The organism is Bradyrhizobium sp. SZCCHNGR1005 (genome assembly GCF_032489995.1).
Classification (GTDB): Bacteria; Pseudomonadota; Alphaproteobacteria; order Rhizobiales; family Xanthobacteraceae; genus Bradyrhizobium.
The window spans coordinates 1,297,315-1,311,935 of the sequence record NZ_JAUEZC010000002.1 but is presented as its reverse complement, the minus strand read 5'-3'; the positions used below and the strand labels follow the sequence as shown (position 1 = coordinate 1,311,935).

Sequence of the window (14,621 nt, the reverse complement as noted above, 5' to 3'; positions counted from 1 at the left end):
ACCTGTTAGTACGCGTCGGGCTCTCACCCGATCGCGACGCCGCCGCCGATGGTGCGGTTCAAAACCTGCGTCGTTTTCTCGATGCGCTCGGCGGCGGCGTTGAGCGCTTTCGCCACGGCCGTCTGGGTCGCGCGGGCGCGGTCGGTAGCCTGGTTGCGCACGCTGCGCAGGCCTTCGACCTCCTCCTCCAGCGCGCGCACGCGCTGATTGGAGTCGATCAGTTCGTCACACACGGTGAGCGCCGCCATCACCGTCAGCCGGGCGTCGCCGATCTCGCCGAACTTGCCGCGCAGATTGGTGATGCGCGCTTCCAGGCTCTCGGCGAGCTTCAGCAGCCGCAGTTCCTGGCCTTCCTCGCACGCCATGCGATATTGGCGGCCGTTGATGGTGACGTTGATGTGGCTCATTCCTCGGCATCCTCGTCGTGACTTCCGCCACCGTTGAGCACCGCGCGAATGGTGCCGATCGCAGTGTCGAGCCGCTCGGCGATCTCGCGATTGGCGCGCTCGAGCTTGCGCGACTTCATCAGGGAGCCGTCGAGCTCATCGGCGAGCCGCGAACGATCGGCGCCGAGCGCCTGGATCCGTGTCGCCAGCTCGTCTTCATCGCGATCGGCCTCGCGGCGCCGTTCCACCGCACTCTCCAGCGCGTCCAGCGCCGCCATCAGGCGACGGGTCGCCGCTTCCAGCTCGAAAGCGGCAGGTTCCGCCTGGCCGGGAAGCGTGGCGGCATGATCACTCAGATGATCACTCATGGGTCGGACGCGGGCCCTTCGAGAAGCGCCCGCCGCGGGTCAAAAGCCGCCGTCCGGCAAGCGCTTACGGGCAGAAACTTACGTGCCGGGCGAGGAAAGCGCAACGCTGCGGCAAAACTATGCACTGCTAAGCGGATTTCCCGTATTTGTCCGGATAGCGCCTGCCGCACCACGGAACCGGGACGCGGGTTTCCGCGTTTGATTGCCTTTCACTCCCGGAACCGAGGTGCTATCCAGCCCGGAATCTCGCACCATCCGCCGTTACCGGCGGGCTCCTCGTACACGGCATCTCATTTCAAGACGGATCTCCATCATGACGCAGGTCGATCATTCCCGCATGGCCAATGCCATCCGCGCGCTCGCGATGGATGCCGTCGAGAAGGCCAAATCGGGCCATCCCGGCCTGCCGATGGGCGCGGCCGACGTCGCCACAGTGCTGTTCACGCGCTTCCTGAAATACGATGCGGCGGCGCCGGCCTGGCCCGACCGCGACCGCTTCGTGCTCTCCGCCGGCCACGGCTCGATGCTGCTCTACGCGCTGCTCTATCTGACCGGCAACGAGGAGATGACGCTCGATCAGATCAAGCGGTTCCGCCAGGTCGATTCGCTGACGCCGGGCCATCCGGAGAATTTCCGCACCAAGGGCATCGAGACCACCACCGGCCCGCTCGGCCAGGGCATTTCCACGGCGGTCGGCATGGCGCTCGCCGAAAAGATGCTGCAGGCCGAATACGGCAAGAAGATCGTCGATCACCACACCTACGTGCTGGCTTCCGACGGCGATCTGATGGAAGGCATCTCGCAGGAAGCGATCGCGATGGCCGGGCACTGGAAGCTGAACAAGCTGATCGTGCTCTATGATGACAACGGCATCTCGATCGACGGACCGACCTCGATCGCCGATTCCGTCGACCAGGTGAAGCGCTTCAAATCGGCCGGCTGGGCTGCCGAACTGATCGACGGCCATGATCCCGCTGCGATCGCAACCGCGATCGAACGCGCGCAGAAATCGAGCAAGCCGTCGCTGATCGCCTGCAAGACCACGATCGGCTTCGGCGCGCCGACCAAGGCCGGCACCTCCAAGGTGCATGGCGAGGCGCTCGGGCCTGAGGAGCTGAAGGGCGCCAAGGAGAAGCTCGGCATCTCGCAGGAAGCTTTCTTCGTACCGGAGGACGTGCTGAAGGCTTGGCGCGAGGCCGGGTCCCGCGGCGCCGCTGCGCGCGCCGAATGGGACGGGCGGCTCGCCGAGATGGGCCCGCGCAAGCGCGCCGAGTTCGAGCGCCGGCTGCGCCACGAGCGCCCCGCTTCGCTGGCGAAGGCGCTGAAGGACCACAAGAAGGCGCTGTTGGAAAATCCGCTCAACATCGCCACCCGCAAATCCTCGGAAGCCGCGATCGAGGTGATCGCCGCCGCGATGCCGATGGAGTTCCTCGCAGGCAGTGCCGACCTCACCGGCTCCAACAACAACAAGGCGAAGTCGGCGACCTCGTTCTCGGCCAAGACGCCGAAAGGCCGCTTCATCCATTACGGCATCCGCGAGCACGGCATGGCCGCGTGCATGAACGGCATCTTCCTGCATGGCGGCTTCGCGCCGAACGGCGCCACCTTCCTGGTGTTCTCGGACTACGCGCGGCCGGCGATGCGGCTGGCGGCGCTGATGGGCGCGGGCGTGGTCTATGTGATGACCCACGACTCCATCGGTCTCGGCGAGGACGGCCCGACGCACCAGCCGGTGGAGCATCTGGCGGCGCTGCGGGCGATCCCGAACATGCGCGTGTTCCGGCCCTGCGACGCGATCGAGACCGCCGAATGCTGGGAGCTCGCGCTCAACCGCACCAACGGTCCGACCGTGCTGGCGCTGACGCGGCAGAACCTGCCGCAGCTGCGGACCAATGCGCCGGCGGACAACCCGTGCGGCCGTGGCGGCTATGAGCTGGTAGCGGCTCAGGGCGAAGCCAAGGTCTCGCTGTTCGCGTCCGGCTCCGAGGTCGAGATCGCGGTCGCCGCCCAGAAGCAGCTCGCCGAGCGCGGCATTCCGGCGCGGGTGGTCTCGGTGCCCTCGCTGGAACTGCTGCTGGAGCAGCCGGCCGAAGCCCGCGCTGCCGTCATCGGTAACGCACCGGTGAAGATCGCGATCGAGGCCGCGGTGCGCTGGGGCTGGGATGCCGTGATCGGCAAGGACGGCGAATTCATCGGGATGCATTCGTTCGGCGAAAGCGGCCCCTACAAGGAGCTCTACAAGCATTTCGGCATCACCGCCGAGGCCGCGGTCGAAGCCGCGGTGAAGCGGTTGTCGTAAAAAAAGGGGGGCGCGCCGAGCGGGATCTCGGCGCGGTTCACCACGTTCCCTGGCACGCCAGCCGGGGAAGGCCAGATTGGCCGCAAGGGGCGGTTGAGCGATCGCAAAAAAAGGACTACGAAAGAGCCATACTATCCGCTCCCGTCCGGCAGAACCGGGCGTTAACACCGCGAAACACCCTGGTGGGGCCTGCATGGGTCCTCTCGCAGGGGTGAGAAACGTCATTGAAGGAGACGAAGATGGCAGTCCGGGTCGCAATCAACGGGTTTGGCCGCATCGGCCGTAATATCCTGCGCGCTATCGCAGAATCCGGCCGCAAGGACATCGAAGTGGTCGGGATCAACGACCTCGGCCCGGTCGAGACCAATGCCCATCTGCTCCGTTACGACTCCGTGCACGGCCGCTTCCCGGGCACCGTGACCGTCGAGGGCGACTCGATCAGCCTCGGCAACGGCAAGATCAAGGTCAGCGCCGAGCGCGATCCCACCAAGCTGCCCTGGAAGGAGCTCGGCGTCGACATCGCGCTGGAATGCACCGGCATCTTCACCGCCAAGGAGAAGGCCTCCGCGCATCTGACCGCCGGCGCCAAGCGCGTGCTGGTCTCGGCGCCGGCCGATGGCGCCGACGCCACCATCGTCTACGGCGTCAATCATGAAAGCCTGACCAAGGATCATCTGGTCGTCTCCAACGGCTCCTGCACCACGAACTGCCTCGCCCCGGTCGCCAAGGTGCTGAACGACACCGTCGGCATCGAGACCGGCTTCATGACCACGATCCACGCCTATACCGGCGACCAGCCGACCCTCGACACGCTGCACAAGGACCTCTACCGCGCCCGCGCCGCAGCGATGTCGATGATCCCGACCTCTACCGGCGCCGCCAAGGCGATCGGCCTCGTGCTCCCTGAGCTGAAAGGCAAGCTCGACGGCGTCTCGGTGCGCGTGCCGACGCCGAACGTCTCCGTGATCGACCTGAAGATCGTCGCCAAGCGCAACACCGATCCGAAGGAGATCAACGAGGCGATGAAGCGCGCCAGCGAGCAGGAGCTGAAGGGCGTTCTCGGCTACACCACTGCGCCAAACGTCTCGATCGACTTCAACCACGATCCGCACTCCTCGACCTTCCACATGGACCAGACCAAGGTGCAGAACGGCAACTTCGTGCGCGTGATGTCCTGGTACGACAACGAGTGGGGCTTCTCCAACCGCATGGCCGACACCGCCGTCGCGATGGGCAAGCTGCTGTAACCACATTCACCGTCATGCCCGGCCTTGTGCCGGGCATCCACGTCTTGGCCACAAGGCAAGCAAGACGTGGATGGCCGGGTCAAGACGGACGGAGATGTTCGACATGAAACTATTCCGCACCCTCGACGACGTCGACGTGAAGGGCAAACGCGTGCTGCTGCGCGTCGACCTCAACGTTCCCATGGACAACGGTCACGTCAGCGACGCCACGCGGCTGGAGCGCGTCGTACCGACCATCACCGAGCTCTCCGACAAAGGTGGCAAGGTGATTCTGCTCGCGCATTTCGGCCGCCCCAAGGGCCGCGACGAGAAGGAGTCGCTGAAGCCGGTCGCAGCCGCTCTGGCGGAGGTCGTGAAGCGTCCGGTCGGCTTCGCCGACGACTGTATCGGCGAGGCGGCCGCAAAAGCGATCGCCGCGATGAAGGATGGCGACATCCTGTGCCTGGAGAACACCCGCTTCCACAAAGAGGAAGAGAAGAACGATCCGGCCTTCGTCGCGGAGCTCGCCAAGCTCGGCGACATCTGGGTCAACGACGCCTTCTCCGCCGCGCATCGCGCCCACGCTTCGACCGAAGGTCTCGGCCACAAGCTGCCGGCCTATGCCGGGCGCACCATGCAGGCCGAACTCGACGCCCTCGATAAGGCGCTGGGACGGCCGGCCAAACCGGTGATCGCGATCGTCGGTGGCGCCAAGGTCTCGACCAAGATCGACCTGCTCGAAAACCTCGTCACCAAGGTCGACGCGCTCGTCATCGGCGGCGGCATGGCCAACACCTTCCTGCATGCGCAGGGCGTGCAGATCGGCAAGTCGCTGGCCGAGAAGGACCTGGCGCCGACCGCGCTGAAGATCCTGGAGAAGGCGGAAGCCGCGAACTGCGCGATCATCCTCCCCGTGGACGCGACAGTGGCCTATCATTTCCAAGCCAATTCGCCCTCATTCGCCTATGGGCTCGATGCCATTCCGCCCGACAGCATGATCCTCGACGTCGGCCCGCAATCGACCGCCCGCATCCATGCCGCGATCGACGATGCAGCGACGCTGGTCTGGAACGGCCCGCTCGGCGCGTTCGAGATTGCGCCGTTCGACCGCGGCACCATGGTCGCGGCCAAGCATGCGGCCGAGCGCACCAAGGCCAAGAAGCTGATTTCGGTCGCCGGCGGCGGCGACACCGTGGCGGCGCTCAACCAGGCCGGCGTCGCGCATGATTTCACCTATGTTTCGACGGCCGGTGGCGCCTTCCTGGAATGGATGGAAGGGAAACCGCTGCCGGGCGTGGAAGTTTTAAAAAATCGCTGACTTTGGACATACGAGGCTCGAGGCTTGCTCGCACCGGGCCCACAACGGAGAACAGGATCGATGGCTCGCATCACGTTGCGTCAACTGCTCGACCACGCGGCGGAGAACGATTACGGCGTCCCGGCCTTCAACATCAACAATATGGAGCAGGCGCTGGCGATCATGGAGGCGGCCAACGCCGTCGATGCGCCGGTCATCATCCAGGCCTCGCGCGGCGCCCGTGCCTATGCCAATGACGTCATGCTCAAGCACATGATGGATGCGTTGACCGAGATCTATCCGCACATCCCGGTGTGCGTGCATCTCGACCATGGCAACGAGCCCGCGACCTGCATGACGGCGATCCAGTCCGGCTTCACCTCCGTCATGATGGACGGCTCGTTGAAGGCCGACGGCAAGACCCCGGGCGACTGGGACTACAACGTCAACGTCACCAAGACCGTGACCACGATGGCGCATCTCGGCGGCATCTCGGTCGAGGGCGAGCTCGGCGTGCTCGGCTCGCTCGAGACCGGCATGGGCGACAAGGAAGACGGCCACGGCGCCGAGGGCAAGCTGTCCCACGATCAGCTGCTGACCAATCCGGACGAGGCCGTGAAGTTCGTGCGCGAGACCAAGGTCGATGCGCTCGCGATCGCGATGGGCACCTCGCATGGCGCCTACAAGTTCACCCGCAAGCCCGACGGCGACATCCTCGCCATGGGCGTGATCGAGGAGATCCACCGCAAGCTGCCGAACATGCATCTGGTCATGCACGGCTCCTCGTCGGTGCCGCAGGAGCTGCAGGACATCATCAACACCTATGGCGGCAAGATGAAGCCGACCTGGGGCGTACCGGTCGCCGAGATCCAGCGCGGCATCAAGAACGGCGTGCGCAAGATCAACATCGACACCGACAACCGCATGGCGATGACCGGCCAGATCCGCAAGATCCTGCAGGAGCACCCGGAAGAGTTCGACCCGCGCAAGTATCTGAAGCCGGCGATGGAGGCGATGACCAAGCTGTGCAAGCAGCGGCTCCAGGAATTCAACACCGCGGGCCAAGCCTCCAAGATCAAGCGCGTGCTGACCACCGCCGAGATGGCCAAGCGCTACGCCAAGGGCGAGCTCGACCCGACGGTCGCCTAAGCATGTCCCGCGCTGTCTCCTCGCCCCGCTTGCGGGGCGAGGCCACCTGACCAGCGCCTGGCGCGCGCTTCTCCAATAGCCACTTCGGCCTTCACGCCTCCGGGAACCCTGCCCCGCCCACAACAATGTTTTCTCGGCATCCGCCCGAGAACGGTCTATTTTGGCGAGCAGGGCAGGTGCACTCTGGAGCATGCCGTCATGAACCTCTCCGATCTCAACGACGTCGCGGTTGCCATGGTGACGCCGGGCAAGGGCATCCTGGCCGCCGACGAATCCACCGGCACGATCAAGAAGCGGTTTGATGCGATCAAGGTGGAGTCGACCGAGGAGAGCCGGCGTGACTATCGCGAGATGCTGTTTCGCAGCGCCGAGGGAATGAGCTACATCTCCGGCGTCATTCTCTATGACGAGACCATCTGGCAGCACGGCAAGGACGGAACGCCGCTGATCAAGCTGATCGAGCAGGCCGGCAGTATTCCCGGCATCAAGGTCGATGAGGGCACCCATCCCCTTCCCTTCTGCCCCGGCGAGACGATCACGGCCGGCCTCGACAGGCTGGCGGATCGCTTGACGAAGTACTATGCGCAGGGCGCGCGCTTCGCCAAATGGCGCGCCGTGATCGACATCGGCAACGACATCCCCTCCATGACCGCGATCCATGTCAATGCGCATGCGCTGGCGCGTTATGCCGCGCTGTGCCAGGAGGCGCAGATCGTGCCCATCGTCGAGCCGGAAGTGCTGATGGACGGCGATCACAACATCGACCGCTGCTACGAGGTCACGCGGCGCGTGCTCAACGAGGTCTTCCGCGAACTCCGCGTCCAGCGCGTTGCGCTCGAGGGCATGATCCTGAAGCCCAACATGGTCGTGCCGGGGAAGAAATCCATGAAACAAGCCTCGGTGCAGGAGGTGGCGGAGAAGACGGTTCGTTTGCTCAAGGAATGCGTCCCCGCGGCCGTTCCCGGCATTGCCTTCCTCTCCGGCGGTCAGTCCGACGAGGAGGCCACCGCGCATCTCGATGCAATGAACCGCATCGGCCATCTGCCGTGGCGTCTGACCTTTTCATACGGCCGGGCCCTGCAGGCGGCGCCGCAAAAGGCATGGTCCGGCAAGGCGGAGAACTTGGCGGCCGGCCAGCGCGCATTCGCGCATCGCGCCCATATGAACGGGCTCGCCAGCCTCGGCCAATGGGCAGCCGAATTGGAACGGAAGGCGGCATAACGTGTCGGGCAAAACCACCCCACAGCGGCCGGCGCCGCGGCTTTATCTTGCAACGCCCGTGGTCGCAGACCCGGCGCCGCTGGCCGCGAGCCTGCCAGGCATTCTCCGCAGCGGCGATGTCGCCGCCGTGCTGGTGCGGCTGAAAGAGAGCGATCCGCGCAGCATGATCAGAAACGTGAAAGCGCTGGCGCCCGCAATTCAGGATGCGGGCGCTGCGCTGTTGATCGAAGGGCATGCCGACATCGTGGCGCGCGCCGGCGCCGACGGCGCGCATCTGACGGGCCTCGCTGCGCTCGACGAGGCCCTGCCGAGCCTGAAACCGGACCGCATCGCCGGCGTCGGCGGGCTCGCCACCCGGCACGATTCGATGACGGCCGGCGAGCGCAGCGCCGATTATGTGCTGTTCGGCGAAAAGGATGCGGACGGCAAGCGGCCGTCCGTCGACGCTATTGCAGAACGGCTGTCATGGTGGGCCGAGCTGTTCGAGCCGCCTTGCGTCGGCTATGCCGCAACGCGCGAGGAGGCGATCGAATTCGTGGCCGCCGGCGCCGATTTCGTCCTGGTCGATGACCTCATCTGGAACGATGCGCGCGGCCCCGCTGCGGCCCTTTCCGATATCGACAGCGCCATCAAGCAGGCCTATATGGCGATCCCCGCGGCGCGAGCCGGATAAGGGTAACGCCATTAAGATGCCGATGCTGCGCCTGACATCCGTTCTCACGGTTTTGCTGCTCGCTTCGACCAGCGCGCTTGCGCAGATCTCGCTGACCCCGCCCGGCATTCAGCAGCCGCCCGCCGAAAAGCCCAAGGCCGTCGAAAAGCCGAAGCCGCCGGCGAAAAAGCCTGTGCCTGCACCGGGCGCTTCCGCCAAGCCGCCCACGCCGGCCGCTCCGCCCGCGAGCCAGCCCTCCGCCAACGCGCTCCCGACCGCGAACGACCCCAATGTCGACCTGGTCTATGGCGCCTATCAGCGCGGCCAGTACAAGACCGCGTTCGACCTCGCCACGGCGCGTGTGCAGACCGGCGATGCCAAGGCCATGACGATGCTGGGCCAGCTCTATGAAAATGGCATGGGCGTCCGGCGCGACTTCGACAAGGCGGCGACGTGGTACAAGCGTGCCTCGGAGGCCGGGGACCGCGAGGCGATGTTTGCGCTGGCGATGATGCGGCTGGCCGGCCGTGGCGGCCCGACGGACAAGCAGGAGGCGGTGAAGCTGCTCGCCTCCGCCGCCAAGCTGGGCGAGCCCAAGGCGGCCTACAATCTCGCTCTGCTCTATCTTGACGGCCAGACCCTGCCCCAGGATCTGAAGCGTTCGGCCGAGCTGCTGCAGATGGCGGCGGACGCCGGCAACCCCGAAGCACAATATGCGCTGGCAACCTTCTACAAGGAGGGAACAGCGGTTCAGAAGGATCCGGAGAAGGCCGCACGGCTGTTGCAGGCCGCAGCGCTCGCCGACAATGTCGATGCCGAGGTCGAATACGCGATCGCCCTCTTCAACGGCAGCGGGACCCCCAAGAACGAAGCAGGCGCCGTGGCACTGCTGCGGAAGGCCGCGAAGCAGAACAGCCCGATCGCGCAGAATCGGCTGGCCTGGGTGCTATTCTACGGTGCCGGCGGCACGCCGATGGACAGGGTCGAGGCGTACAAATGGCATCTGGTCGCCAAGACCGCCGGCAAGGGCGATCCCAAGCTGGACGAGAAGTTCGCCGAACTGAGCCCGGAGGAGCGCGCCAAGGGCGAAGAAGCCGCCAAGCGCTGGATTGGGGCCAAATGATCCGCCCTTGACGCCGCGCCCCGTACAGGGCACCCACAGCTCTCATTCGTCCATCCTCCTCTCCCTGTCCGGGAGAGACGCGCGCCGCAAGGCGCGGTCAGCCAGCCGTATCGAGCTCATGATCCATTCCGCCCTCATGAACGTCATGGTCAAGGCCGCGCGCCGCGCCGGCCGCAGCCTCAAGCGCGATCTCGGCGAGATCGAGCACCTGCAGGTGTCGCTGAAGGGACCTGCGAATTTCGTCTCGCGCGCCGACAAGCGGGCCGAAGAGATGATCTATGAAGATCTCGCCAAGGCGCGGCCGGGCTACGGCTTCATCGGTGAGGAAGGCGGCGTGCGCGAGGGCAGCGACAAGTCGCACACCTGGATCGTCGATCCCTTGGACGGGACCACCAACTTCCTGCACGGCATTCCGCAATTCGCGATCTCGATCGCGCTCCAGCGCGAGGACGCCGTGATCGCGGGCGTCATCTACAATCCCGCCAATGACGAGCTCTATATCGCCGAGCGTGGCAAGGGCGCATTCCTCAACGATCAGCGACTGCGCGTGGCCGCGCGGCGCCAGCTCCACGAGTGCGTGATCGCGTGCGGCCTGCCCCATATCGGACGCGGCGATCACGCGCTGTTCATGCGCGAGATGACCGCGCTGCAGACCAAGGTTGCGGGTCTGCGCCGCTTCGGGGCAGCTTCGCTCGACCTCGCTTTCGTGGCGGCCGGCCGGCTCGACGGCTATTGGGAACGGGACCTCTCGCCCTGGGATATCGCGGCAGGCACGATCATGGTGCGCGAAGCCGGGGGCACCGTCTCCGGCATCGACGGCAAGGACGATGCTCTCACCACCGGTCACGTCGTCTGCGGCAACGAGGTCATTCACCGCGAGCTGGTGAAGGTGCTCAAGGCGGCGGCGTAAGGCTGACGTAGGATGGGCAAAGGCGCATTGCGACAGCGCTTTGCCCACCCTACACTCTGGAGTTACGTCAGCGGCGACCGCTGGTGAAGGCGGACGGCGTCTCGCCGGGCAACAGCGGTGATCTGATGTCGCTGTCGAGACGATCCGACTGCTGTCCGGTATAGCTGAGACCGAACGACAAGCTGACATTTGGCGCTGGCTGAAACTCGATGCCCGCATTCGCGCGATAGGCGGGCAGAGTCGCGGAATTGGAATCGAAGGCGGCGAAAGCGCTGCTGCCGCGGTCGACTTTCAAAGTGTCGAAACCGCCATACAGCGCGACACCGCTCTTGAACCTGTAACCGAACTGCGAGCCTTCTGCCGTCAGAGAGCCGAGCGAGCCATACGCGTTCAGCCCCTGCATGCTCAGGCCCGTGCTGTTCAAGGCGGACCAGTTGTTCGAGTAACTGTAGCGCCGCGTAAAGAAGCCGCTGTCCCGGCCGCTTGCATCGAAGCTTGGGAAGTTTCCGTAACTGTCCAGGCTCTCACCGGCGCTCCCCAGGTCGACGGGCCAGCCAGGAACCCAATACTGAATTGGAGCCATCTGGGCATGCGCCGTCGGCCAGCCCAGCGAGAGCGCAGCCAAGGCCAGCGCGAGACTCAATCTGCCTGCGAAGTTCGACATTTCGTTACCGTCATGTGATGCCGGATTATACGCTTACGGCGCCGAGAATGCCAGTGGCGGCCTCGAGCGCAGGACGATGCGCCGACCACGGAGTGATCGACGTCAGGCGTTGTCCATCGTCAGCCACATGATCGGACCCTTGGTCAGCCGGATGGCGGCTTTGTGGAGACACCACCTACAAGTTCACCGGCGACGGCGGACCATAGACCTCGTCCTGCGGCGCGACGCTCTCGCGGTCGCCCGCGAGCACGCGCTGCACCGAGACGAAGAACACCGGCACCATCAGAAGCGCCAGGATCACCACCGCGATCATGCCGCCCATGACGCTGGTGCCGAGCGCCTGCTGGCTGGCACCGCCGGCGCCTGATGCAATCGACATCGGCAGCACGCCGCAGACGAAGGCAAGGCCCGTCATCACGATCGGACGGAAGCGCAGGGAGCACGCCTCGATCGTCGCCTCGACCAGCGGCTTGCCATGGGCGCGCAGGTCCTTGGCGAACTCGATGATCAGGATCGCGTCCTTGGCAGCGAGGCCGATGATCGTGATCAGGCCGACCGTAAAATAGACATCGTTGGGCAAGCCGCGCAGGCTTGCCGCTACGACGGCGCCGAGAATGCCGAGCGGCACCGTGAGCAGCACCGCGAGCGGAATGGTCCAGCTCTCATAGAGCGCGGCCAGACACAGGAACACCACGAAGGCCGACAGCGCCAGCAGGAACGGCGCCTGCGAACCCGACAGCTTTTCCTGCAGCGATTGTCCGGTCCATTCATAACCGAAGCCGCGCGGCAGCTTGGACGCCAACCGCTCCATCTCTTCGATCGCGTCGCCCGAGGTGTAGCCCGGCTTGGCTTCGCCCGAAATACGCACTGCGGGATAATAGTTGAAGCCGGCGATCTGCATCGGTCCTTTCGCCCATTCGACCGAAGCGAAGGAGGAGAGCGGCACCAGCTGGCCCCTCGCATTCTTGACGCTGTAGTTCAGGATGTCGTCCGCATTCATGCGGCTCAGCCGATCCGCCTGCACCACCACGCGCTGCATGCGGCCGCGATTCGGGAAATCGTTCACATAGTTCGAGCCGAGATTGGTCGAGATCGTATTGTTGATATCCTCGAAGGTGACGCCGAAGGCGCCGGCCTTCTCGCGATCGATCGTCAAGTTCACTTGCGGGCCCTGCGGCAGGCCTTCGATATACACCTTCTGCAGCACGGGACTCGCATTGGCGTCCGCGATCAGACGGTCGGCGGCTGCCGTCAGCGCCGCATAGCCCTTCTGGCCGCGGTCCTGCAGGCGGAAGCTGAAGCCTGAGGAGTTGCCGAGATTGTCGATCGGCGGCGGCTGCAGCGCAGTGATCTTGGCGTCGCGGATCGAGGCGAGGTCGCGGTTGATGTCGGCAACGATCGCGGCCGCACTGTCCTTCGCACCGCGCTCCGACCAGTCCTTCAGCGAGATGAAGGCCTGCGCCGTGTTGATGCCCTGCCCGGCATAGCTGAAGCCGGTCAGGAAGGTGACGTTGTCGATGCCGGCCCGCTCCGACAGATATTTCTCGACCCGCTCAATTGCTCCCAGCGTCCGTGCATAGGAGGAATCGGCCGGCGTCTGCACGTCGGTGGTGATGAAGCCCTGGTCGTCGACCGGCAGGAAGCCGCCGGGCATCCTGACGAAGGCAAAGGTCAATCCGCCGAGCAGGATCGCGTAGATCAGCATCAGCCGGCCGGTGCGCCCCAGTGCGCCTCTCACGACACCGCCGTAGCGATTGCGGCTCAGATCCATGAAGCGGTTGAACCAGCCGAACACGCCTTTCTTGGCGTGGCCGTGCCCCGCCTGCACCGGCTTCAGCAAGGTCGCGCACAATGCCGGCGTCAGCGACATCGCGAGCAGCGCCGAGAAGCCGATCGCCGCCACCATGGTCACGGAGAACTGCCGGTAGATGATGCCGACCGAGCCCGGGAAGAACGCCATCGGCACGAACACGGCCATCAGCACCAGGGTGATGCCGATGATGGCGCCCGTGATCTGCGACATCGCCTTGCGCGTCGCCTCCTTCGGCGGCAGCCCCTCCTCGGACATGATGCGCTCGACATTCTCGACCACGACGATGGCGTCATCGACGAGGATGCCGACCGCCAGCACCATGCCGAACATGGTGAGCATGTTGATCGAGTAGCCGAGCAGCATCAACGTGGAGCAGGCGCCTAGGAGCGCGACGGGCACGACGATGGTCGGAATGATGGTGTAGCGGAGGTTCTGCAGGAACACGAACATCACGACGAAGACCAGCCCCACCGCCTCAAGCAGCGTATGCAGCACCTTCTCGATCGATGCCTCGACCACCGGCGTGATGTTGTAGGGAATTTCGTAAGTGATGTTGGCGGGGAAGAAGCGCGACAGCTCCTTCATCTTGGCCTCTACCGCGCTCGCGGTCGCCAGGGCGTTGCCGGTCGGCGACATCAGCACCGACAGGCCGGCGGTCGGCTTGCCGTTGAGGCGGGTGTTGAACTGATAGCTCAGGCCGCCGATCTCGATGCGGGCGACGTCGCGCAGCCGCACCGTCGAGCCGTCGGCATTGGCACGCAGGATGATCGAGCCGAACTCATCGGGCGAGTCGAGCTGGCCCTTGACCAGCACCAGCGCCGAGGTGCGTTGGCCCGATGTGGCCGGCTCGGCGCCGATCGAGCCCGAGGCCACCTGCGCGTTTTGCGCACTGATGGCCTTCGTCGCGTCATCGGCGGTGAGGCCATAGCCCATCAGCTTGGCCGGATCGAGCCAGACCCGCAGCGAGCGCTCGGTCGAATACAGCGTGGCGCGACCGACGCCCGGAATGCGCCTGATTTCGCCGAGCACGTTGCGGATCATGAAGTCGCCGAGCCCGACCTCGTCGAGGCTGCCGTCGGTCGAGCGCAGCGTGATGATCTGCAGCACCGCGCTGGACGCTTCCTCCACCAGGATGCCCTGCTGGATCACCGCGCGCGGCAGCCGCGCCTCGACGCGCTTGAGGCGGTTCTGCACCTCCACGGAGGCGTCGTTGGTCGAGGTGCCCGGCACGAAATTGGCCGTGATCTCGACCTGGCCCAGCGAGTCGCTGGTGGATTCGAAGTTCAGGATGCCGGAGGCGCCGTTGAGTTCCTCCTCGATCAGCCGCGTGACGCTGTTGTAGAGGTTCTCGGGCGAGGCGCCGGGATAGCTGGTCGAGATCGAGATCGAGGGCGGCGCGATGATCGGATATTGCGCGATCGGCAGCAGCGGAATCGAGATCGCGCCGATCAAGCAGATGAACAGCGCGACGACCCAGGCGAAGATCGGCCTGTCGATGAAGAAGCTCGGCATG

At 65.2% G+C, this 14,621-nt stretch carries 12 protein-coding genes; 8 read left to right on the top strand and 4 right to left on the bottom strand.

Annotation, left to right across the window (positions count from 1 at the left end; genetic code table 11):
• Positions 1 to 23: 23 nt before the first annotated feature.
• A complete protein-coding gene (locus QXZ85_RS12075; protein ID WP_315701646.1) occupies positions 24 to 407 on the bottom strand; it encodes a cell division protein ZapA in 384 nt (127 codons plus the stop codon).
• Complete coding sequence (locus tag QXZ85_RS12070; protein WP_315703104.1) at positions 404 to 742, bottom strand: DUF4164 domain-containing protein; 339 nt, start codon at positions 740 to 742, stop codon at positions 404 to 406. Before QXZ85_RS12070 ends, QXZ85_RS12075 begins: the two co-directional genes overlap by 4 nt.
• A gap of 325 nt (positions 743 to 1,067) precedes the next feature.
• Between QXZ85_RS12070 and tkt the strand changes: the two genes are divergently transcribed.
• The 8 genes from tkt (at position 1,068) to QXZ85_RS12030 (ending at position 10,631) form a co-directional block, all read left to right on the top strand.
• The gene (gene tkt, locus QXZ85_RS12065; RefSeq protein WP_315701647.1) at positions 1,068 to 3,053 is read left to right on the top strand and encodes a transketolase; all 1,986 of its coding nucleotides are present in this window, start codon (positions 1,068 to 1,070) and stop codon (positions 3,051 to 3,053) included.
• 239 nt (positions 3,054 to 3,292) lie between these two features.
• Positions 3,293 to 4,300 carry a type I glyceraldehyde-3-phosphate dehydrogenase gene (gene gap, locus QXZ85_RS12060; protein WP_315701648.1) on the top strand — a complete coding sequence of 336 codons (1,008 nt, stop codon included), beginning with the start codon at positions 3,293 to 3,295 and terminating at the stop codon, positions 4,298 to 4,300.
• Positions 4,301 to 4,403: 103 nt separating this feature from the next.
• A complete protein-coding gene (locus QXZ85_RS12055; protein WP_315767514.1) occupies positions 4,404 to 5,597 on the top strand; it encodes a phosphoglycerate kinase in 1,194 nt (397 codons plus the stop codon).
• A 60-nt stretch (positions 5,598 to 5,657) separates the two neighbouring features.
• Positions 5,658 to 6,725, top strand: a complete 1,068-nt coding sequence (fba, locus tag QXZ85_RS12050; RefSeq protein ID WP_315701650.1) for a class II fructose-bisphosphate aldolase — start codon at positions 5,658 to 5,660, stop codon at positions 6,723 to 6,725.
• Between the two features lie 198 nt (positions 6,726 to 6,923).
• Positions 6,924 to 7,946: a class I fructose-bisphosphate aldolase gene (locus QXZ85_RS12045; RefSeq protein WP_315767516.1), complete on the top strand. Its 1,023-nt coding sequence runs from the start codon at positions 6,924 to 6,926 to the stop codon at positions 7,944 to 7,946.
• A gap of 1 nt (position 7,947) precedes the next feature.
• Positions 7,948 to 8,619, top strand: a complete 672-nt coding sequence (locus QXZ85_RS12040) for a thiamine phosphate synthase (protein ID WP_315701652.1) — start codon at positions 7,948 to 7,950, stop codon at positions 8,617 to 8,619.
• Between the two features lie 16 nt (positions 8,620 to 8,635).
• Positions 8,636 to 9,721 carry a tetratricopeptide repeat protein gene (locus QXZ85_RS12035; RefSeq protein WP_315767517.1) on the top strand — a complete coding sequence of 362 codons (1,086 nt, stop codon included), beginning with the start codon at positions 8,636 to 8,638 and terminating at the stop codon, positions 9,719 to 9,721.
• Positions 9,722 to 9,839: 118 nt separating this feature from the next.
• Positions 9,840 to 10,631: an inositol monophosphatase family protein gene (locus QXZ85_RS12030; RefSeq protein WP_315701654.1), complete on the top strand. Its 792-nt coding sequence runs from the start codon at positions 9,840 to 9,842 to the stop codon at positions 10,629 to 10,631.
• A 67-nt stretch (positions 10,632 to 10,698) separates the two neighbouring features.
• Here the strand turns inward: QXZ85_RS12030 and QXZ85_RS12025 are convergent, their stop codons facing one another.
• Positions 10,699 to 11,274 (bottom strand): hypothetical protein, encoded by a 576-nt coding sequence (locus QXZ85_RS12025; protein ID WP_315789500.1) that lies wholly within the window; start codon positions 11,272 to 11,274, stop codon positions 10,699 to 10,701.
• 196 nt (positions 11,275 to 11,470) lie between these two features.
• Complete coding sequence (locus QXZ85_RS12020) at positions 11,471 to 14,620, bottom strand: efflux RND transporter permease subunit (protein WP_316174184.1); 3,150 nt, start codon at positions 14,618 to 14,620, stop codon at positions 11,471 to 11,473.
• Position 14,621: the final 1 nt, after the last annotated feature.

What these genes read in the sequence shown, in the direction of transcription:
- QXZ85_RS12075 (WP_315701646.1), bottom strand. Translation starts at nt 407, where the DNA reads ATGAGCCACATCAACGTCACCATCAACGGCCGCCAATATCGCATGGCG.
- tkt (WP_315701647.1), top strand. Translation starts at nt 1,068, where the DNA reads ATGACGCAGGTCGATCATTCCCGCATGGCCAATGCCATCCGCGCGCTC.
- gap (WP_315701648.1), top strand. Translation starts at nt 3,293, where the DNA reads ATGGCAGTCCGGGTCGCAATCAACGGGTTTGGCCGCATCGGCCGTAAT.
- QXZ85_RS12055 (WP_315767514.1), top strand. Translation starts at nt 4,404, where the DNA reads ATGAAACTATTCCGCACCCTCGACGACGTCGACGTGAAGGGCAAACGC.
- fba (WP_315701650.1), top strand. Translation starts at nt 5,658, where the DNA reads ATGGCTCGCATCACGTTGCGTCAACTGCTCGACCACGCGGCGGAGAAC.
- QXZ85_RS12045 (WP_315767516.1), top strand. Translation starts at nt 6,924, where the DNA reads ATGAACCTCTCCGATCTCAACGACGTCGCGGTTGCCATGGTGACGCCG.
- QXZ85_RS12035 (WP_315767517.1), top strand. Translation starts at nt 8,636, where the DNA reads ATGCCGATGCTGCGCCTGACATCCGTTCTCACGGTTTTGCTGCTCGCT.
- QXZ85_RS12030 (WP_315701654.1), top strand. Translation starts at nt 9,840, where the DNA reads ATGATCCATTCCGCCCTCATGAACGTCATGGTCAAGGCCGCGCGCCGC.
- QXZ85_RS12020 (WP_316174184.1), bottom strand. Translation starts at nt 14,620, where the DNA reads ATGCCGAGCTTCTTCATCGACAGGCCGATCTTCGCCTGGGTCGTCGCG.